Source organism: Nocardia sp. NPDC050406, from assembly GCF_044459025.1.
Classification (GTDB): Bacteria; Actinomycetota; Actinomycetes; order Mycobacteriales; family Mycobacteriaceae; genus Nocardia.
Map to the genome: position 1 here is coordinate 224,293 of NZ_JBITIM010000001.1, position 19,893 is coordinate 244,185.

Below are 19,893 nucleotides of genomic sequence, written 5' to 3' on the forward strand. Positions count from 1 at the left end.
GGGCTGTTGTCGTATTCGGGGGGATGTCAGAGGGCGGCGGTCGCCTGAGGGGTGAACGCGCCGGACTGGGCGGCGAGGGCCGCGCTGGCTGCCGCCCGATCGGGGAGCTCGGGGTCGAATGTGGTTCGGAGCAGGACCACGTGGTGGTAGAGCGGCGCGGTAGCCGCGATCAGCAGAGCGCGCGCGTCGGTCTCGGCGGGGAGTTCGCCGCGTTGGATCGCCCGGTCCACCACGATCTCGGATTGCGCGTAGCGGTCCTCCCATAGTCGCCGCAGCGCCCGCGCGGCCTCCTCGGAGCGGAACGACACCGCGATGAGCGCCATCGCGATCGAGGACTCCTCGGTGAGCGAGTCCTGAATCTCGTGGTTGAGCGCGGCCAGGTCACCGCGCAGCGTGCCGGTGTCACGCGGCTGCCAGTCGATATCGCGCGCGGCGGCGAAGAGGTCCGCGATGAGGCCGCCGACATCGCGCCAGCGGCGATACACCGTGGTCCGGTGCACGCCCGCGCGGGCGGCGACCGTGTCGACAGTCAGTGCGTCGTAACCGTTTTCGGTCAATTCCGCGCGCACGGCATCCAGGACCTGTTCGCGATTGCGGGCGGTGCGGCCACCCGGGCGTGTTCGGGGTGTGGGGGTATCGCTCGGTGATGGAGCACTCACGGAAGTCCCTCTTGCTCGATGGGAGGAGATGTGCAACCATGTTAACGCAACAGTCGTCGCACTAGTGAGGTTTGCCGATGCTCATTCGAAGTGTTCACCCGACCCTGCGGTCCCTGACCGTGTCGTCCTCGAATGCTTCGGAGTGTGCGTATGCCAACCCAGATCACCGCGCTCGCGGTCACCAAGTCCTTCCACGGTCGTCCGGTTCTCGATGAGGTGACCTGCGCGCTCGCCGCGGGTGAGCGCACCGGCATCATCGGGGAGAACGGCTCCGGCAAGACGACCCTGCTGCGCCTGTTCGCCGGGCGGGAGCTGCCCGACAGCGGCGAGATCGTCGTACAAGCCGACGGCGGTGTCGGATATCTGGCGCAGGACGAGCCGCTGCCGCCCGAGATGACCGTCCAACAGGTCATCGATCGAGCCCTCAGCGAGCTGCGGTCGATCGAGCGGCGGATGCGTCGTCTCGAAGCCGCGATGGCGTCCGGGGACGAGTCCGGGCTGGTCGAATACGGCGAGCTGTCAACGGTTTTCGAGCTGCGTGGCGGCTACGAGGCCGACGCCCGCGTGGAGCGTGCGCTGCACGGCCTGGGCGTGGGCCTGGTGGCCCGCGATCGCCTGGTCGGCGGCTTGTCCGGCGGCGAACAGGTCCGGCTGCGGCTGGCCGCCGTGCTGGCGGCCGGTACCGAGGTGCTGTTGCTCGACGAGCCCACGAACCATCTCGACGATGCCGCGCTGACCTGGCTGGAGGACCATCTGCGCGCCCGTCGCGGGACGACGGTGGCGGTCTCTCATGACCGGGCCTTCCTCGAGCGGGTCGCCACCAGCCTGCTGGAGGTCGATGCCGATCGGCGGTGTGTGACCCGATATGGCAACGGCTACAACGGATTTCTCGCCGAGAAGGCGGCCGCGCGGCAGCGGTGGGTGCTGGCGCACGAGCAGTGGCGCGCCGACGTCGACCGCATGCGGGAGGCCGCCGCCAGCACGGCCCGCCAGGTCGCCCCGGGCCGGGCGATGAAGGACAACAACAAGATGGCCTACGACCGGGCCGGAGGGCGGGTGCAGCAGTCCCTGGCCAGCCGGGTGCGCAATGCCGAGGAACGCCTGCGCCGTCTGCTCGCGGACCCGGTACCGGCACCACCGCAACCACTGCGGTTCACGCCCGCACTGCGCGCCAACCGGATTCGGGGCACCGTCCTCGACGCCACCGACATCGCCCTGCCCGGCAGGCTCGAACCGACGAGTCTCACCGTCGCGGGCGGCGATCGGCTGCTGATCACCGGACCGAACGGGGCGGGCAAGTCCACCCTGCTGCGGGTACTGGCGGGCACGCTCACTCCCGAGCACGGCAGCGTGACCCGTTGCGGCAGAATCGGTTACCTCGCCCAGGAACCACCGCCCGCCCAACCGGGGCAGACCCTCCTGGAGGCCTTCGCGCGCGGTCGCGCGGGCACCCTGGACCACCACGCCGAGCGTCTGATGTCGGTGGGCCTGTTCGGACGCGACCGTCTCACGACTCGCGTGGCGGAACTGTCCACCGGTCAGCGTCAACGCCTCGCCCTGGCGCGCCTCGTCACCGAACCAGCCGATGTCCTTCTGCTCGACGAGCCCACCAACCATCTATCGCCCGCCGTGGTCGAGGAATTGGAAGCCGCGTTGGCCGACTACCGCGGGGCGGTGGTCATGGTCAGCCACGACCGCCGCCTGCGGGCGCGCTGGACAGGAACCCGCCTCGACCTACGGGCCACCGCGACCGTCTGACGCCGAATGCGCACTCCCCGAAGGGGCCTCGTCGCGCGGAGCTGGGTGCCCGCCGGTGGGTGCGCGCGTACGTACCCGTCGGCGGTGAGCCGACTCCACCACACACGACCTGAAACGAGTGAACTCCTATGCCAATTCGTCATCCCGCCCACATCGCGATGGTCGGCATTCCCATCGTCAGTCACGTCCTGCCGAGCCTCGAGATCATTCGCGAACTGGTGGCCCGTGGGCACCGCGTCACCTACGCCAACGATCCGGCCGTGGCCGACCTGATCACCGCGACCGGGGCCGAATTCGTCTCCTGCGCTTCGGGTTTGCCGGTCGCGGACAACGACTGGCCCGACGACCCCATCGCCGCGATGAACCTGTTTCTCGCCGACGCCGAGGCGGCACTCCCGCAATTGCGCGCCGCCTACGACCAGGACCGCGCGGATCTGTACCTGTACGACATCGGCGCGTACGCCGCGCGCGCTCTCGCCGAAGCGCAGGACCGTCCTGTGCTGCAACTGTCTCCGACGTTCGTGGCCTGGGACGGCTACGACCAGGAGGTCGCCGCCCACCTGCGACAGCTCCCCGGAGCCGACGCCTATCGGGCCGAGTTCGCCCGGTGGCTCGCCGACTGTGGTGCGACCACGCTCGACGTGGACAGCTTCTCCGGCGTACCCAACCGGGCCCTCGCCCTGATTCCGCGGGCGATGCAACCGCGGGCCGACAGTGTGGACACCGACGTGGTGACCTTCGTCGGACCCTGCTTCGACCCGCGTGCCGGAGTAGAGGAGTGGAGACGCCCGGTGGACGCGGAGAAGGTCCTGCTCGTTTCCCTCGGTTCGGCCTACACCCGCCAGCCGGAGTTCTACCGCCGGTGCCTGGCCGCCTACGGCGACCTGCCCGGCTGGCATGTCGTACTCCAGATCGGCAAGTACACCGACCCGAGCGAACTCGGCGATATCCCAGCCAATGTCGAGGTGCACCAGTGGGTTCCGCAGCGCGCGATCCTGGCGCGGGCGGATGCCTTCGTCACCCACGCGGGCATGGGAGGCTGTGGCGAAGGCCTGCTGGCGGGAGTGCCGATGATCGCCGTACCGCAGGCCGCCGAACAGTTCATGAACGCCGATCGGCTGGTCGAGTTGGGCGTGGCCCGGCGCATCGACACCGACCAGGCCACCGCCGAGCGGCTGCGCGCCGCGCTGACGGATCTCGTCGGCGATGCCGAGGTCGCCCGCCGCTCGGCGCGACTGCGGGCCGAGGCGATCGCCGAGGGCGGTACCGCGCGTGCCGCCGACCTCGTCGAGAAGCTGCTCAGCGCAGCAGTTCGGTGATGAACGCGCGGGTGTCGGGCACGAACGGCCAGGTCGGGTCGTCGAGGTGGGCGCGCAATCGCGCGTCGGTCCACCACCAGCCCTCGGCGATCTCCTCGGGCTGATGCCGGATCGGGCCGTCCCAGCGCACCTCGTAGGCGAACAGGTGGCAGCGCATGGGGCGGCCCGCCCATTCGCCGTCCCAGGAGGCCGTGGACAGGGGGCGCGGCTCGGTATCGGCGACGATGCCGAGCTCCTCGGCCAATTCCCGGACCGCCGTCTCGGCCGGGGATTCACCGGGTTCGACCACGCCGCCCGCGAGGCAGTCGTGCATTCCGGCGAAGACCATCTTGGTGTCGGTGCGACGGTGCACGTAGAGGCGGGAACCGTCGCCCGAGCGCACCAGCACCCCGGCGCTGGCATGCCACAGGCCCTCCGCGTACACCTCGGATCGCTCCCGCGCGCCGACCTCGTGACCGGCGGCGTCGTACACGGCGATCATCTCCGACATGGCGGGCTCCTCTCGCATCCTGGGCGTCACCATCATCGCCGCGGCCGGTGGCGGGTGCGCGTGCGGGCCCCGGCGGCGTAACGTCTGGGACGCACATGCTTTCGTCGGAGAGGACGCCGCCATGCCGCTGCCGCAGGCCCTGGCCAGACTCAATCGAAGCGTCACCAATCCGGTGCTCGGCGTAATGGCGCGCTACGCACCGGGTTTCGGGATCGTGGTGCACACCGGCCGCAATTCCGGGCGGACCTACCGGGCCCCGGTCGCGGTCTTCGAACGCGACGGCGGCTACCGCATCGCCCTGACCTACGGCCGAGATGTGGACTGGCTCAAGAATATTCGCGCGGCCGGGAAATTCGACTTCGAGACCCGCGGGCGCACCGTCACCCTCACCGAGATCGTGGTGGGCCGGGACGCCTCGGCGAGCTGGGCTCCGCTCGGTGTGCGCCAAGCCCTGGTGGCGCTGCGGGCCGAGTACTACGTGCAGGCCCGCGCAGCGCGCTGAACTACGCCGCACGGAGGGTGCGGAATCGACCTCTGGGCTGACGCGCGACCCGATGGCACGGCACTAGATTCGAGCATATCCATCGACCGAATTCGGTAGGGGAATGCTGTGACCGAGGTACTGGATCGAGAACGTCACCGCACGGCCGGTCCACCGTCAGTGGCCAGGCCCGGTATCGCCGCCATCGCGGCGGTCGGCGCGGGCATCCTGGTCTACTCCGCCTCGCGCTACGGGTATTTCGGCGACGAGCTGTACTTCCTGGCGGCGGGACGGCGACTGTCGGTCGACTACGCCGACCAGGGACCGCTGGTGCCGCTGCTGGCCGCGCTCATGGACGCTCTCGCGCCGGGCTCGTTCTGGGCGGTGCGTCTGCCCGCCGTGCTGCTCACGGTGGCGGCGATCGTGGTGTGCGCCCTGACCGCCCGGGAATTCGGCGGCGGCCGCGCGGCGCAGCTGTTGGCGGCGGGCGGGTACGCGAGCTCGCCGTTCCTGCTGTTGCAGGGCTCGATGCTCACCACCAATACCGTCGACACCGCCCTGTGGGTGATCATCACCTGGCTGGTGGTGCGCTGGGTGCGGGTGCGCGACGACCGGCTGCTGCTGGCGGCCGCCCTGGTCACCGCGGTCGATATGCAGGTGAAGTGGCTGATTCCGTTCTTCTGGCTGTGTGCCGTCGCGGCCAGCCTCCTCTGCGGACCGCGCGAGCTGGTACGACGGCCGCTGCTGTGGCTGGGCGGAGCCGTCGTGGTGGTGACGACGATTCCGCAATTGGTGTGGCAGGCCGGGCGCGACTGGCCGTATCTGGCCCTGGGACAGGTGATCGGCGAACAGCAGGGCCTGTTGGGCGGTCGCCTGCTGTTCGTCCCCGCGTCCATAGCGATCGCCGGGCCCTTGGGCGTGCTGTTGCTGATCGGCGGCGTATGGGCGCTCCTGGCCTGGGAGCCGTTGCGGCCGTACCGTTTTCTAGGCGTCGCGATGCTGCTGCTGTGGGTGGTCTTCATGCTCACCGGCGGGCGGATCTACTATCCCGCCGGAATGTACGGCGTCGTCCTCGCGGCGGGCGCGGTCGGCTGGGTGGCGGTGCTGCGCAGCGGAAGTCGGGTGCGGCGACGCCTGCTGATCGGGTTCACGGCGCTGCTCACGGCCGTGGCGCTGCTGCTCATGGGGTCGGCGATCCCGTGGCGCTCACCCGAGGACATCACACCGGTCAGCGATGATGTCGAGGCCGCGCTCAATATCGGCACCTACGGCTCCTTCGGCTGGCCCGAACTGACCGACGAGGTGACCGCGGCCTATGACGCGCTCGCGCCCACCGAGCGGGCCGCGACGGTGGTTCTCACCGAAACCTATTGGCAGGCCAGCGCATTGGATCAGCTGGGCCGCGACCGACTGCCCCCGATCTACAGTCCCAAACGCGGCTTCGGCTACTTCGGCAGTCCCACCGACGACGCCGCGACCGTCCTGGCGGTCGGCTTCGACGAGCCCGAACTGCGCGAACGCTTCACGGGGGTGGAGCCGGTCGGCCGGGTGGACACGCGACTCGGATTCCCTGGGGAGACAAAGGACGTCACCTTCTATCGGTGCACCGGCTTGAAGGGGTCGTGGTCGACCGTCTGGCCGGAGTGGATGAGCCTGTGACGCGACCGAGTCAGGCCGAATTGTCGAATCGCAGCGCCGTCACTTCGCCCGCACGCCGCTGGTAGCGCTCGACGACGCCCCCCAATTCGGGGACGTAGGAGACGATTTCGTCCCGCAGCGGCCCCTGCGCGCCGAGCTGGCACAGCACGCCGGTGGTGGCGAGGACGGCCCGCCCGACCGGCGTGAGCTCGGCCGGAGCGGTCAATTGCCGCGCCACATTGGTCAGGCGCAGCTCCGTCGCGCGCAACACCCGCTCCCGCAGCCACGGCGTGGTCATGTGCACCGACTCCGCGGCGATCAATTCCCGAATGGGATCGATGAGCTCGTCGAAGGCCGCGATATCGAAACCGCCTCCGGCCGGGACGAATCCGTGCCAGCGCAGCGCCGCGTCGAGGTCGTCGGGCCCGCCGTTGAGCAGCGCGTCACCGAGTTCGCCCACCAGCGCGGGGAAATCGGCCGGAACGGGGGAGCAGGCACCGTAGTCGACCACCCCGAGGCGGCCGTCGCGCATGATCCGGAAATTGCCCGGATGCGGATCGGTGTAGAGCAGCCCGGTGCGCTCGATACTCGACATGACGAAACGCAACAGCAGCGCCCCGATCCGATTGCGCTCCTCCGGTGCGCCGGAGACGATGAGCCGCTGCATCGGAATCCCGTCCACCCATTCGGAGATCAGCACATCGCCCTGCTGATGCACCACCCTCGGCACCACGAAATCCGGGTCGTCGGCGTAGGCCTCGGCATAGGTCCGCTGGGTCCGCGCCTCGCGCGCGTAGTCGAGCTCGTCACTGATACAGGCGGCGATGGCATCGTTCACCGACCGCACATCCGCGCCCGGCAACAGCACCTCGGTGAGCGGCGCGAGGCGGCGCAACTGCTCGAGATCCTGGCGCACCGCGTGGCGCGCACCGGGATACATGATCTTCACCGCGACGGGGCGGCGGTCGTGCCAGCGCGCCCGGTGCACCTGCCCCACCGATGCCGCGGCGCAGGCGCGAGTGTCGAAATCGAGGAATCGGGCGCGCCAGTGCTCACCCATGCTCTCGGCCATCACCCCGGTCACCACGCGCGGCAGCATGGCTGGCGCCGAATCGTGCAGGCGGCTCAACGCCTCCCGATAGGGCGCGCCGAGTTCGGGCGGCAGCGCCAATTCGTAGAGCGCGAGAATCTGCCCGAATTTCGCCGCGCAGCCCTTGAGTTCACCGAGCACCTCGAACATGTGCTGGGCGGTGCGCGCCTGAATATCGCGTTCGATCTCACGGGCCGAGCGACCGAGCGCGCGCTGTCCGACACCGCGGGCCCGGCGGGCGGCGTAGGCGACCGGGAGCGTCGCGAGTTTGGCATTGCGGGCGACGGGACTCGTCGGGAGCTGACCGGTCGGGACGGAACCGTCGCGACGGGACAGCCGCCGAAGTCCTCCCAGGCGCGGCTCGGGCATCTTCGACCTCCGGTTCGGCTGTCTCAGTGTGGCACGCGGTCGGTGCCGGAAACAGCCCGAATGTCGCAATGGAATTCGATGGATACGGTGGGGCACGGCCGCGGCGACCGGCCGTGCCCCAGCCCGGATTTCCGGGTCAGTGGGTGAAGGAACCCGCCGGTGCCAGCGGCAGCACCAGGCTCGACGGCCGGGCCGCGTCGCGGTGAATCTGCTGCGAGGTACCCAGCAGGCGCGGCAGATCCGTCGGAATCGGAATGGTCGACGGGAAGGTGCCGCTGGTAATGCGCAGGCGCAGGGAATGTCCCGGCTCGAGGCGGTAGAAGGTCGGCCGCAGCTTGATCTCCATGCGCGTCACCTCACCCGGCACCAGCAGCTGTTCCTGCTCCTTGGTGAGCACATGCTCGGGCGCGTAGATGGTGCCGTCGGGCGCACGCCAGGTCTTGTCCTCGTTGAGCGTGCGCTGACTCGCCAATTGCGAACCGCCCGTAATGTTCACGACCGATCCGTCGGGAGCCACATCGTCGAGCCACACCTGGAAGGCGGCGTCGGTGCCCGTCGACGAGGCGTAGAGGGTGACGCTGGCCGGTCCCGCCAGGGTGGTCGGCTCGGTCACCGGATCGGTGGTGTACTTGCGACCCGCCGTCGGCTCCTGCACGAACTCCGTGCACGGGTTGTAGGCGTTGAACACCCGGAACAGGAAGTCGAGCAGGCCGCCGGTGTACTGGGCGAGGGTCTGCCGATTGCAGATGTTGTCGATTCCGGTGTAGTCCAAGCGATCCGAGGCCTCGGCCACTGTCGGCGGCTGGGTGGTCAACCGGTCACCGTCGAACCAGCGCTGCTCGACGGTCGTCTGCTCGAACGGGTAGCGTGCGGTATCGGCCGCGTTGTTGTCGGGGTCGATGACATGCAGCGGCGTATCGGTCTCGTCGATGCCGTTGTCGATGTCCTTGAGCCACCGGTCGAACCAGGCCAGGGTGATCATGTTCGTATCGAGGCGCGAGCCGGGGCCGACACCGAGGCCCACGTGATACCAAGGGCCCATGAGCAATTGGTAGCGGCCGTCGGCCTTCTGGTCGGCGGCCATGGGCGCGAACTGGTCGCGGCCCGCCGCCAGATTCTGCAATTGCGAGTAATTGCGCAGCGGCCCTTCCTGATACAGATCCCAGAAGCCGCCCACCTGGTACATGGCGATGCCCTTGTCCACCAGATTGTTCAGCTCCGTCTCGAAGCGCCGCTCCTGCCACCACGAGGTGTCGTAGGCCAGCGGGCCGCCCGCGTACGCCTCCAGCAGCAGTTTGATGGTGCTGTCGGAGGACACCAGCGCTTGTAGGTGATCGACGAGCGATTCGAGGAAGGTCTGCGGTGAGACCACGGCCGCCATGAACGGGCCCATGAGGCTCAGATAGGGCACCAGAATCGAGATGGCCGTCAACAGGATCGGGCTCATCATGCCGTCGTGGCCGAGCACCTCGTTGAAGATATTGTTCGGCATCGCCATGGGCACAATGGCTTTCAGCGGCGAATCCGGACCCACCGATTCGGCGGTGCGCAGCGCGGTCAGCGCCGGGAACGAGTACCCGTACATGCCGACCTTGCCATTGGAGCCGGGCAGCTTGGCCGCCCAGTCCACCAACTGCACGCCGTCGAGGCCGTCCTGTTTGGAGGCCGGATTCCATGCGCCGGTGGAGCCGCCGGTGCCGCGGATATCGGCGACCACCTCGATGTAGCCGCGCCGCACCAGCATGTCCTGCGCGCTGGTGGCCTGGTTGATCACGCGGCGCACATCGCGCAGCTGATCGGGCAGCGGAATCTGGAACTGGTCGATCACCCCGGTGATCGCCGAGGTCAACGCGCTGCTCAGCGCGCCGTAGGTGGTGAAGTTGACGACCACCGGGAAATCACCGGCCGCGCGCTGACCCGTGGCCGGATCGGTCGGGTACCGCACCTCGGCCTGGATCTGGGTGCCGTCGGAGAGCGGCACCACATGGCCCAATTCGTAACCGACGCCGTACTTCTCGGGCGTCGGCTGATAGTCGGCGGGCAGCCCGAAGTTCGCGGGCGCGCTGGGCACCGGCCCCGCCGTGGGCACCGCGGCGGCGGGCTGGGCCAGCGATACCGTCAGCGCGGCGGCGGTCAGGCTCGCGGCGGCGAGCACGAAACGGCCGCCCCTGCGCGGCCGGGTCGAAATTCTCAACGATCTACCTCTGCGGATGTTGGGAGGCCGCCGCGCGCACAGCGCATCGAGCGACCTCGTCGTCGGAATTCAGCACACCGCACAGACGGTGCCGTGCGATACCGGCAATTACCAAGACGGCATCGGCGGTCGTTGTGCAGATGGCCCTAACCGTTCACGGCATGAAGGACGCCGATTCCAGCCGCCGCGCGATCCGCGCCGCCGAGAGGGTCATGGCATCGGTCGGCCGGTGCGGATCGAGCCCGGTGAGTTCGTGCACGCGCGCCAGCCGATAGGTGACCGTATTGCGGTGGATATTGAGCATGCGCGCGGTCGCCAACTGGTTGAAGCCGCTGTCCACGAACACCTCGAGGGTTTCGGCGAGCAGCGGCTGCGCATCCAGCGGCGCGAGCACCGCCGCCAAGCCCGGACGCGCCGGACCACTGGCCGCGATGGTGTACTCGAACATCAAATCCGCACGGCGACACAGGGTCTCGGGGCGCGCCAGACAGCGGCCGAGTTCGGCGAGCGCGCGGGCCTCGGCGGCGCGGGCCGGAATGTCGGCGCGGGTGGCGGCGGTGGAGACGCCCACCCAGAACGGGGTGGGCTGGCCCGCCGGACGGCTCGGCAGCCGGGTGGCGAGCGCCGCGGCGGTGGCATCACCGTCATCACCGGGCTGCAACGGCAGCAGCGCCGTCCACCCGCCGCTGTCGAGGCGCAGGAACACGCCCGGAATCGCCTCGATGCGATGCCGGAGCTCCCCGGTGTCGGCGGCGCGGGCCGCGCCGAGCCGGAAGACACCGATGAGGAAGGAATCCGGTACCGCGATGGCCGGTTCGTCCGCCCATTCGATGGGATCGCTGCCGGTGAGCAGCGCGTCGGCAATGGCGCGCCGCCGCTCCAACAGCTCCCAGCGTGGATCGCTGACACGTTGCACGCAGGCGTTGGCGATACGGCCGGTGACCAGGGTGATGTAGTGCAGCAGCGGCAGCGCGGCATCGATGAGCAGTTCGCGCTCGTGGTCGGAGGCGGCCGCGCGCACCCGCCCGAAGATGAATTCCGCGCCGATGCGGTAGCGGTCGAGGACCTCTTCGAGGGGTTCGCCGTCGCGCACCCGCCCCACTGCGATCTCCACCACCTCGCGGGTGTCGGCCTCGGAGGGGGTGCGGCCCGAGCGCAGGAAATCGAAGAACAGGTCGATATTGAGCTTGGCACCGCGCTCGAGCCCGTCGACCACCAGCGGAGCGGGCAGTTTCGTATACGGCGGCATGGCCGCGGTGGTCTCGTCCCGGAACGCGGCCGCGCGCCGATACATCTCTTCCAGCGCCCGGTCCCGGGTCAGCGGGTGCATAGGTCCCCTCCGCCTTTACGTCGTATACAGCGACTCGATGGTAGCTGCGTACTGAGTTGCTATTGGTTTGCGGCGTAGTTTTCCGGTGGCGGTGAGGCAGTCGCTGCCCGGTGTCCACACATCCGGCAGCACCGCGAAGCGCTTGATCTGCTCGACGCGGGAGAGCTTCTCGTTCGCGGCGTCCACGCCGTCCTGGATGGCCTTCAGCACGGTCGGGTCGGCGGCGAGGGCCGCGATGGACCGGTCCGGTAGCTGATGGCGTTCGGCGAAGCTGGCCGCCAGATCCGGGTCCAAGCAGATGAGCGCGGTGTTGTAGTGCCGCGCGTCGCCGATCACCGCCACCGTGCCCGCGAGCGGACAGTTCTCGGTGATGGTGTTCTCGATATTGCTCGGCGACATGTTCTTGCCCGCCGCGCTGATGATGAGCTCCTTCTTGCGGTCGACGATGCGCAGGTGTCCGTCGCCGTCGAAGGTGCCGATATCGCCGGTGTGCAGCCAGCCGTCGGCGTCGACGGTCTCGGCGGTCTTGTCGGGGTCCTTGCGGTAGCCGCGCATGACGTTCTTGCCGCGCACCAGCACCTCGCCGTCCTCGGCGATGCGCACCTCGGCGCCGGGCAGCGGCGTGCCGACAGTGCCGATCTTGATGCGTTCGGGGCGGGAAACCGTTGCGCCAGCGGTGCATTCGGTCATGCCGTAGCCCTCGCACAAGGGCAGGCCGAGACCGAGGAAGAACTCGTGGGTATCGGGTGGGATGGGGGCCGAGCCGGTGACGGCGACGCGAACCTTGTCCAGGCCCAGGCGTTCTCGCAGTGTCGAGAGCACCAGGCGGTCCGCCAGGCGGTACTGCAAGGTGTCGAGGGCATTGGGGGCGCGGCCGTCGGAGATGGCGCGGGCGCGGGCCCGGCCGGTGCGCACGGCCCACTCGATGAGCAGGCGCTTGGGCCGCGATTCGTTCGAGAAGCGTTCCTCCAGAGCGGCTTTCACCTTCACCCAGACGCGCGGGACGCCGAGGAACACCGACGGGTGCACCTCGGTGAGGGCCTCGGCGACCTGCTTGAGATCGGGCACCGTGGTGATCTGGCCGCCGGTGAGCAGCGACAGGTAGTGCGCGAACCAGCGGTTGGCGGCATGGGCGTCGGGCAGGTACGACACCACCCGGTCCTCGGGGGAGCCGCCGCCGAATTCGTCGATGATGCGGACGTTCTCGATGAAATTGGTGTGCGTGAGCTCCACACCCTTCGGTGGGCCGGTGGTGCCGGAGGTGTAGACGATGGTCAGCAGGTCCTCCGGGTTCACCGCCCGCCACGACGCCTCGAAATCGAAGCTCTCCGACGGCGTCGATTCGACGGTCTCCAGGGTGAGCGTGCCGTCCACCGCGCCGTCCACGCAGATCACGTGCTCGACCCGAACCCCTTGCGCGGCGGCCTTTTCCACGGCCTCCAGGATCCTGGGCGCGAACTGCTTCTCGCAGATCACCGCCTTGTTCCCGGCATTGGTGAACTGGTAGACGAGCAGATCCACCGGATTGGTGTTGTACACCGAGAACGGCGTCGCCCCGGTGTGCAGGATCGCGGTGTCCACCAGATGGAACTCGGGCCGGTTGGTCATCATGAGCGCCACCGTGTCGCCGCGCTCGATCCCCAGCGCCGCCAGGCCGGAGGCGATGGCGCGCACGCGCTGGCCGTACTCGCGCCAGGTGATCGACACCCCGCCCCCGAGGGTTCGCAGCGCCACCGCCTCCGGATAGCTGGCGACAATGGACTGGAACGCCTCACACAGGGTGCGCGGCGACACCGACGATGAACTCACGACCTACCTCTGGCTCACGACTGGTCGGGAACGCGGACGTCCCGATGGTGTGTTCCAGGACACCCCATGCGGCGTGGCCGCGGTACCGCCAACCGGGCAGCAAGGGGAGCGCCGATTTGTGCACAGTGCCCAAATCCGAGTCCCTCGGTCGCCGGACGGCGGCGCGTCAGGGTGTTCCGAGGTTGTTCGAGAACAACGCGAGGAGACGGTCCCAGTGCCGGTCCAGGCCGGAGGGGCTGAAGACCGAGGTGTCGGCCATGGTGAAACCGTGCACGGTGTCGGGGTAGAACTCGACGCTGAAACGCGCCCCGGCGGTCGTCAACGCCTCGACGAGTTCCCGCACGGCCTCCGGCGTCATGGCCTCGTCGTGGGTGGGGATGGCGAAATGGCAGGCGGCGGCCAGACCGTCGGCGCGCCGGTGCGGACTGTCGGGGGAGTCGGTGACCAGCGCGCCGGGGTGGAAAGCGGCCAGGGCGGCGACCCGATCGGGAAACGCGGTGGCCGTGCGCAGGCCGTACACCCCGCCGACGCAGTAGCCGACCACGCCGATCGGACCCGGGGTGACGTCTGGCCGGGTGGCCAGGAAGTCGAGGTAGGCGGTGGCGTCGGCGATCAGGCGCGGCACGGTGACCTCCGCCAGTCGGGGGCGCAGCCGCGCGAACAGGGCTTCGCGATCGCGGGCCACCATCAGGTTCGGAACCTCGAGGGGTACGGCGGGGCCGTTGCGGTAGAAGGGATTCGGCGCGAGCACGTGGTAGCCCGCGTTGGCGAGCTGGTCGGCCATCCGCTCGATCACCGGACGCAGGCCGATCGCGTCGGCGTAGAGCAGCACGCCCGGATGGTCGCCGCCCGCATCGGGACTGGCGAGGAAGCCGTCGGCCGTGCCGTCGCCGGTGGGGATCTGGATCGCCTCGATCGTCATGGTGCCTTCGCTTCCTCGGATGTTTTCGAATGATCTTGGTACACAATCGGATTCGCTGTCCACAGCCGATCGTGGAGTCGTATCGTGGAAAGTTGCACGGGTGCCGCGCCGAGACCGAGGAGCCAGCGGTGATCACTCCCACGACCAGCGGAATTCTGGACTTCATAGCCGCCGAGAATGTCGAATACGTCGATATACGGTTCTGCGACGTACCCGGTGTGCAGCAACACTTCTCCATTCCGGCCGCCATGTTCGGCGAAGACCTGGTCGAGGACGGCGTGGCCTTCGACGGTTCGTCCGTGCGCGGATTCCAGGCCATTCACGAATCCGACATGTTGTTGCTGCCGGATCTGCGCACGGCGCGGCTGGACGCGTTCCGGGCCGCGAAGACCTTGAACATCAACTGTTTCGTCCACGATCCGCACACCCGTGAGGCCTACAGCCGCGATCCGCGCAATGTGGCGCGCAAGGCGGAGGAGTATCTGCGCAGCACCGCCATTGCCGACACCGCGTACTTCGGGCCCGAGGCGGAGTTCTACATCTTCGCTTCGGTGCGCTACGACACCACCATGAACAGCGCCTTCTACGAAGTGGATTCGGAGTCGGCGTCGTGGAACACCGGGGCCAAGCGCAATCCGGACGGCACCCCCAACCGTGGGTACAAGGTGCGGCCCAAGGGCGGCTACTTCCCGGTCGCGCCCTATGACCACGATGTCGATGTGCGCGATCGCATGTGCACCCATCTGCAGCAGGCCGGATTCGAATTGGAGAAGGGTCATCACGAGGTCGGCACCGCCGGGCAGGCCGAGATCAATTACAAATTCAACACCCTGCTCGCCGCCGCCGATGATCTGCAGCTCTACAAGTACATCATCAAGAACACGGCGTGGGCGCACGGCAAGACGGTGACCTTCATGCCCAAACCGCTGTTCGGCGACAACGGTTCCGGTATGCACGTGCACCAATCGCTGTGGAAGGACGGCTCGCCGCTGTTCTACGACGAATCCGGCTACGCCGGACTGTCGGATCTGGCGCGCCATTACATAGGCGGCCTGCTGCACCACGCGCCCTCCCTGCTCGCCTTCACCAATCCGACCGTGAACTCCTACAAACGCCTGGTTCCCGGCTTCGAGGCACCGGTGAACCTGGTGTATTCGCAGCGCAATCGCTCTGCCGCCGTGCGCATTCCGGTGACCGGCGCCAATGCCAATGCCAAACGTCTCGAATTCCGCTGTCCCGACTCCTCCGGCAACCCCTATCTCTCCTTCGCCGCCATGATGATGGCCGGACTCGACGGCATAACCAACAAGATCGAGCCCGCCATTCCCATCGACAAGGATCTCTACGAACTCACCCCCGAGGAATCCGCCGAGGTCGTGCAAACTCCCGCCAGCCTCGACGCCGTCATCGACCGCCTCGAGAGCGACCACGAATACCTCACCCAGGGCGGCGTTTTCACCGAAGATCTCATCGACACCTGGATTCGCCTCAAGCGCTACACCGAGATCGCCGAGATCAATGTCCGGCCCCACCCCTACGAATTCGAACTGTATTTCGACGTATGAGCCGACGAAAGCAACCACGTGACCCGCCAGCGCCCTTCCCGCGCCGGTTGGCCGCCCGGCTCGTCGACCTGGCGGTGTATACGCTCGTGATACCGGGTGCGGCCCTGCTCAGCCCCGCCCCGGCGAGCGACGGCGTGTGGGTGGTCGCGACGCTGAGTTGCTTCGCCCTGTACGTCGCGGTGGAGACCTTCCTCACGGTGCGCTGTGCCGGGCGGTCTCTCGGCAAGTGGCTCTTCGGCCTGCGCGTCATACCGCTCGATCCGACGCTCGCACGGCTGCCGCCGTCGCGCGCCCTGCTCCGCGCGTCGATGATCCATCTGCCGCTGGCCCTGCTGGTGCTGGCGGCCCTGTTCCCGGAGTCGGGACTGCTGGGCATGGCCGCCTATCTCACCGGGGAGTTGGCTCTGCTCAGCGTGACGATCGCGATCTTGCCGGTCTGGGAACGGCGGACGCTGCACGATCTGGCCGCGGGGAGTCGAGTCGTTCGCGTCCCGGCGCGGGCCGCGGTGACGGCCGCGGCTTTACCTCGCGCGTAATCGACTTCGTATCGCGGGTCGAAGAAGCTTGGGACATGAGCGAATACGAGAACATTGCACAGCGCTACATCGACTCCTGGAACGAGCAGGACGCCGGGAAGCGCAAGGCCGTGATCGACGAGTTGTACACGGCGGATGTGGTATTCACCGATCCGCTGGTGCACGTCGAGGGAACCGAGGCGATCGACGCCATGGTGGCGGGGGCGCAGCAGCAGTTCGCGGGGCTGGAGTTCAGCCTCGGGCCGGTGGACGGGCATCACGACATCGCGCGGTTCACTTGGTATCTCGGTGCGCCGGGGGCCGAGGAGCCGATGGTGGTGGGATTCGATGTGCTCGCGCTCGCCGACGGGCGGATCGCGCGGGTGCTGGGGTTCCTTGACAAGGTGCCCGCCTAGCGGGATTCTGGTCCGCCATCACCACTGTGGGCTCGCCTTCCAAATCTGTCGGTGGTAGGACGGATACTGGGTTCATGTGGGGGAGCGAGTTCGGTTCCGGCGCAGGCGGTGACGGTCGCAGTCATACCAAACGTATTGGAACTGTGGCATTTCCCTCACCGCCAGCGCCGGTCCGCGCTCCCGCCATACGATCCCAGATTCGGACTTTTCGGGAAGGCGATCATGGATCGAGACGCGTTCGTCGCAGTGATGAACGAGGCGAGCGAGCTGTTGGAGCAGGGTGAGGCGGTGGCGGCACTGTCGCGACTCACGGCCTTCGACGACGCGCTACTGGATCAGCCCGACCCGCAGGACTACGGCTGGATCGTCTCCTACCGCTTCCGCGCCGCCTTCGCCGCCGGGGATTTCGCCCAGGCCCTGCACATCGCCGACCAAGGTCCGGCTCGCTTCGCCGCCGATATCCCCGCCGGGAGCATGGCCACCATGTACTCCATGGCCGTCGAGGCCGCCACCCAACTCGGGCAGGCGGATTCGGCGGTGAGCATGGCCGACAAATGCATCACCATCCGCCGCCAACTGGGTGCGCCGAACGAAGTGCTCATGGCGGCCATGACCGCCTGCACCCTGCTCGGCGATATCGAGCGCCACGACCTCGCGACCCCCTACGCGGTCCTGCTGGTCCGCGAGGGCGACGGCTTCGACGACTACCGCGCCTACGGCTACTACGCCCTCTGCGCCGCCGTCGAACACCAGGTGGGCGGCGATATCTTCGACATCCTCTGGTCGGGCCGCGACTGGCTCGCCACCGTCGACAACGAATTCGCCCGCGAGGCGCGTGAATACCTCGACAGCTCCACCACCATCCGCGACCGCCTGACGGGCGCGCTGCCCACAGGGGACGCGCCGCCCCCACCCGAGGAAAGCCCGCGCTCGGGCCGCCGCCGCGCGAAAGAACAGCCCCGCGAACAGGACCCGACCGGACCTTCAGGCGCGTCGGGCTTCCCGCAGGACCCGCTCGGAACCCAAGACCCCCTCGGCGACCTGTCACCCTTCGGCCCGGACGCCCCACGTGGACAGGACTCCTCGCGCGGCGAGTGGTCACCTCGGGGCGCGCAGTCGACGCGCGACGGAGGACCACTCATCGGTGCGGGCCCATTGCCGCCCAGGCAGGACGAGCGCTCGCCTTTCGGCCCGGAAATCGGCGGCGGACCGGAACCCGCACTGAGCGCACCAATTCCGACCGGTCCTGAACAGCGACGGGGCGACGAGCCCTTCGGTGCGGACCTACCGCAGAGATCGGCCTCGCCGTTCGGTGGACTTCCCACGCCTGGGGAGGATCCATCGCTCGGTGCGTCGCCCTTCGGTCCGGACCCCACGGGCGGTATGGCGTCGCCGGTCGGTCCGGAACCGGGTGGTGGGTTGGAAGCCTTGGAGAGCGGACAGATTCCGGATGTGCGGCGGGGCGCGGAGCGACCCTTCGGCGACGACCTACCCAGCAGGTCGGGGTCGCCGTTCGGCGGACTCCCCACGCGTGGGGAGGATCCATCGCTGGGCGCGTCGCCCTTCGGCCCGGATCCTACGGGCGGTATGGCGTCGCCGTTCGGTTCGGAACAAGGTGGCGGACCGGAACACTCGCCGAGCGGACCGGTTCCGGCCGGTCCGGATGGGTGGCGAGACGGGGAACGATCTGTCGGCGACGACCTACCTCGCAGGTCGGGGTCGCCGTTCGGCGGGCTCCCCACGCGTGGGGAGGATCCGTTGTGGGGTGGCGGAGCGGAATCTTCACCGGGCGGACCGGTGCCAGGCGGTACCGACTCGCGGCGGGGCGCGGAAGCTACCTATGCGACGGAGCTACCTCGGCGGCAGGCTGCGGCGGGTGGGGAGCGGGCGGCGCGGAAGCCGTTGTCGGCTCGGGGGCAGGTGCCGCCGGTGGGGGAGTTGCCGCCGTTCGGGCAGTTGCAGCCGTTGAATCATGAGGTGGCTTTCGGCGAGGAACCGGATTCGGGCTTCGGGGGGAGTGCGGGAGAGGTCGCTTTCGGTGACTTCTCGGCGGAGTTGCCGCCGCCGGTGGATCGGTTCCCGTTGGGGGAGGGCAATTCCGGGTTCGGTGCGACGGCGGAGCCCGATATTCCGTTCAGTGGATTGCCGCAGCGGTCCGAGGGGCCCGCGGAGCAGCCGCGGGCGGGCGATCCCGCGACGATGTACCTGGATCTGTCGTCCGTCGCGCCCGGCTCGTCGCCGATGGACTTTCCGGTGACACCGCCCGCGCCCGGCAGTGCGGCCGAGATTCCGCCGCTACCAGCGCGACCCGCCGAACCGCTCGCCTCGGCGTACGACGCGGCGGATTCGAAGCAGCCGCCCGCGGACCAGGTCGCGGGCGGGGAGACCGCGGACGCGTTGTTGGCCGCGGGCCGAGCCGGTGTGGCGGCGGCGGCCTTTCGGGCGCTCATCGACGAGGCCGTGGAGACCGGTTCGCCCGATCCGCTGATCATGGCGAAGTCGGTGCTCGGTCTGCTCACCGCGCTCATCTTCGACGACCGCGCCGCGGAGGCGCACGCCGTGTGGACCGACGAGAACGCCGCGACCTTCCTCGGCATCTGGGGACTGGAGAACGGTCAGACCTCCGTCCACGACGCCATCGCCTACTCCCTGGTCGAAGCGTTCCTGCACGCCCTCGCGGGCGGCGACCCGGTCACCGCCGCGCAATCGGTCGACACCCTCATGTCCCGCTGCGTCGACTACGCCTTCGCCCAGGACCCCGACACCGTCGCGCCCATCCTCAACACGTGGCGGCAGCACATTCACGAGATCTTCGAAGGCACCCCGCCCCCACCGGCTTTGGCCGCCCTGCACAATGCCGAACAGCGCTGGGGTCGCCCCATCCCGCCCGGCCCGCTGTACTGGATGCGCCCGTACCCCTGGGTGGTCGACTGGCTGTGAGCGCGGGCGCGCCGGTTAGGCTGCGCTCATGGCATCCGAGCAGACCGAGATTTGGCACAATCCGAAATGTTCGAAGAGCCGCGCCGCCAAGGCCGTGCTCGACGAGTCCGGCGCGGAGTACACCGAGCGCCGCTATCTCGACAATCCGCCCAGCGCCGCGGAGATCCGGGCCGTGCTGACCAAGCTCGGTCTCGAGCCCTGGCAGATCACCCGCACCGCGGAGGCCGAGGCCAAGGAACTCGGCGTCTCCGGCTGGGGGAGGACGCCCGACGACCGCGACCGCTGGATCACCGCTCTCGCCGAGCACCCCAAGCTGATTCAACGCCCGATCGTGCTCACCGCGGACGGCCGCGCCTATCTCGCCCGCGACGAGGAATCCCTCGACGCGCTGCGTTGAG

Annotated in this window: 16 protein-coding genes; 9 read left to right on the forward strand and 7 right to left on the reverse strand. The window is 68.7% G+C overall.

Going from position 1 to position 19,893, the window contains the following annotated elements; all coding sequences use genetic code 11:
* Positions 1-26: 26 nt before the first annotated feature.
* On the reverse strand, positions 27-659 hold the full coding sequence (locus tag ACIBH2_RS01030) for a TetR/AcrR family transcriptional regulator (protein WP_397112056.1): 633 nt from the start codon (positions 657-659) through the stop codon (positions 27-29).
* A 150-nt stretch (positions 660-809) separates the two neighbouring features.
* On the opposite strand from ACIBH2_RS01030, the gene abc-f reads away from it, so the two are divergent.
* Positions 810-2,417 (forward strand): ribosomal protection-like ABC-F family protein, encoded by a 1,608-nt coding sequence (abc-f, locus tag ACIBH2_RS01035; protein WP_397112058.1) that lies wholly within the window; start codon positions 810-812, stop codon positions 2,415-2,417.
* A 128-nt stretch (positions 2,418-2,545) separates the two neighbouring features.
* The gene (locus tag ACIBH2_RS01040; RefSeq protein ID WP_397112060.1) at positions 2,546-3,736 is read left to right on the forward strand and encodes a macrolide family glycosyltransferase; all 1,191 of its coding nucleotides are present in this window, start codon (positions 2,546-2,548) and stop codon (positions 3,734-3,736) included.
* Here ACIBH2_RS01040 and ACIBH2_RS01045 read toward each other — a convergent pair.
* Positions 3,717-4,217 (reverse strand): NUDIX domain-containing protein, encoded by a 501-nt coding sequence (locus ACIBH2_RS01045; protein WP_397116741.1) that lies wholly within the window; start codon positions 4,215-4,217, stop codon positions 3,717-3,719. The two genes, ACIBH2_RS01040 and ACIBH2_RS01045, sit on opposite strands and share 20 nt — an antisense overlap.
* A gap of 7 nt (positions 4,218-4,224) precedes the next feature.
* On the opposite strand from ACIBH2_RS01045, the gene ACIBH2_RS01050 reads away from it, so the two are divergent.
* Positions 4,225-4,728, forward strand: coding sequence for a nitroreductase family deazaflavin-dependent oxidoreductase (locus ACIBH2_RS01050; protein ID WP_397112062.1), 504 nt, complete (start codon positions 4,225-4,227; stop codon positions 4,726-4,728).
* A 108-nt stretch (positions 4,729-4,836) separates the two neighbouring features.
* Positions 4,837-6,366, forward strand: coding sequence for a glycosyltransferase family 39 protein (locus ACIBH2_RS01055; RefSeq protein ID WP_397112064.1), 1,530 nt, complete (start codon positions 4,837-4,839; stop codon positions 6,364-6,366).
* A 10-nt stretch (positions 6,367-6,376) separates the two neighbouring features.
* Here the strand turns inward: ACIBH2_RS01055 and ACIBH2_RS01060 are convergent, their stop codons facing one another.
* From ACIBH2_RS01060 to ACIBH2_RS01080, 5 genes are all read right to left on the reverse strand, one after another.
* On the reverse strand, positions 6,377-7,804 hold the full coding sequence (locus ACIBH2_RS01060; protein ID WP_397112066.1) for an ABC1 kinase family protein: 1,428 nt from the start codon (positions 7,802-7,804) through the stop codon (positions 6,377-6,379).
* 136 nt (positions 7,805-7,940) lie between these two features.
* Positions 7,941-9,998, reverse strand: coding sequence for a CocE/NonD family hydrolase (locus tag ACIBH2_RS01065; protein WP_397112068.1), 2,058 nt, complete (start codon positions 9,996-9,998; stop codon positions 7,941-7,943).
* 154 nt (positions 9,999-10,152) lie between these two features.
* Complete coding sequence (locus ACIBH2_RS01070; RefSeq protein WP_397112070.1) at positions 10,153-11,328, reverse strand: PucR family transcriptional regulator; 1,176 nt, start codon at positions 11,326-11,328, stop codon at positions 10,153-10,155.
* 15 nt (positions 11,329-11,343) lie between these two features.
* Positions 11,344-13,137: an AMP-dependent synthetase/ligase gene (locus ACIBH2_RS01075; protein WP_397112072.1), complete on the reverse strand. Its 1,794-nt coding sequence runs from the start codon at positions 13,135-13,137 to the stop codon at positions 11,344-11,346.
* Between the two features lie 166 nt (positions 13,138-13,303).
* A complete protein-coding gene (locus ACIBH2_RS01080) occupies positions 13,304-14,059 on the reverse strand; it encodes a dienelactone hydrolase family protein (RefSeq protein ID WP_397112074.1) in 756 nt (251 codons plus the stop codon).
* A 29-nt stretch (positions 14,060-14,088) separates the two neighbouring features.
* On the opposite strand from ACIBH2_RS01080, the gene glnA reads away from it, so the two are divergent.
* The 5 genes from glnA (at position 14,089) to ACIBH2_RS01105 (ending at position 19,892) form a co-directional block, all read left to right on the forward strand.
* Positions 14,089-15,624, forward strand: coding sequence for a type I glutamate--ammonia ligase (glnA, locus tag ACIBH2_RS01085; RefSeq protein WP_397112076.1), 1,536 nt, complete (start codon positions 14,089-14,091; stop codon positions 15,622-15,624).
* A complete protein-coding gene (locus tag ACIBH2_RS01090; protein WP_397112078.1) occupies positions 15,621-16,160 on the forward strand; it encodes an RDD family protein in 540 nt (179 codons plus the stop codon). Before glnA ends, ACIBH2_RS01090 begins: the two co-directional genes overlap by 4 nt.
* A gap of 35 nt (positions 16,161-16,195) precedes the next feature.
* Positions 16,196-16,555, forward strand: coding sequence for a nuclear transport factor 2 family protein (locus tag ACIBH2_RS01095; RefSeq protein WP_397112080.1), 360 nt, complete (start codon positions 16,196-16,198; stop codon positions 16,553-16,555).
* Between the two features lie 222 nt (positions 16,556-16,777).
* Positions 16,778-19,495: a hypothetical protein gene (locus tag ACIBH2_RS01100; protein ID WP_397112082.1), complete on the forward strand. Its 2,718-nt coding sequence runs from the start codon at positions 16,778-16,780 to the stop codon at positions 19,493-19,495.
* Positions 19,496-19,523: 28 nt separating this feature from the next.
* The gene (locus ACIBH2_RS01105) at positions 19,524-19,892 is read left to right on the forward strand and encodes an arsenate reductase family protein (protein WP_397112084.1); all 369 of its coding nucleotides are present in this window, start codon (positions 19,524-19,526) and stop codon (positions 19,890-19,892) included.
* The last annotated feature ends 1 nt before the right edge of the window (position 19,893 follow it).

Excerpts from the sequence above, each read along its gene's own strand:
- ACIBH2_RS01060 (WP_397112066.1), bottom strand. The coding sequence starts at position 7,804 with ATGCCCGAGCCGCGCCTGGGAGGACTTCGGCGGCTGTCCCGTCGCGAC.
- ACIBH2_RS01090 (WP_397112078.1), top strand. The coding sequence starts at position 15,621 with ATGAGCCGACGAAAGCAACCACGTGACCCGCCAGCGCCCTTCCCGCGC.
- abc-f (WP_397112058.1), top strand. The coding sequence starts at position 810 with ATGCCAACCCAGATCACCGCGCTCGCGGTCACCAAGTCCTTCCACGGT.
- ACIBH2_RS01070 (WP_397112070.1), bottom strand. The coding sequence starts at position 11,328 with ATGCACCCGCTGACCCGGGACCGGGCGCTGGAAGAGATGTATCGGCGC.
- ACIBH2_RS01095 (WP_397112080.1), top strand. The coding sequence starts at position 16,196 with ATGAGCGAATACGAGAACATTGCACAGCGCTACATCGACTCCTGGAAC.
- ACIBH2_RS01045 (WP_397116741.1), bottom strand. The coding sequence starts at position 4,217 with ATGATCGCCGTGTACGACGCCGCCGGTCACGAGGTCGGCGCGCGGGAG.
- ACIBH2_RS01100 (WP_397112082.1), top strand. The coding sequence starts at position 16,778 with ATGGATCGAGACGCGTTCGTCGCAGTGATGAACGAGGCGAGCGAGCTG.
- ACIBH2_RS01040 (WP_397112060.1), top strand. The coding sequence starts at position 2,546 with ATGCCAATTCGTCATCCCGCCCACATCGCGATGGTCGGCATTCCCATC.
- ACIBH2_RS01105 (WP_397112084.1), top strand. The coding sequence starts at position 19,524 with ATGGCATCCGAGCAGACCGAGATTTGGCACAATCCGAAATGTTCGAAG.
- glnA (WP_397112076.1), top strand. The coding sequence starts at position 14,089 with ATGATCTTGGTACACAATCGGATTCGCTGTCCACAGCCGATCGTGGAG.
- ACIBH2_RS01050 (WP_397112062.1), top strand. The coding sequence starts at position 4,225 with ATGGCGGGCTCCTCTCGCATCCTGGGCGTCACCATCATCGCCGCGGCC.
- ACIBH2_RS01080 (WP_397112074.1), bottom strand. The coding sequence starts at position 14,059 with ATGACGATCGAGGCGATCCAGATCCCCACCGGCGACGGCACGGCCGAC.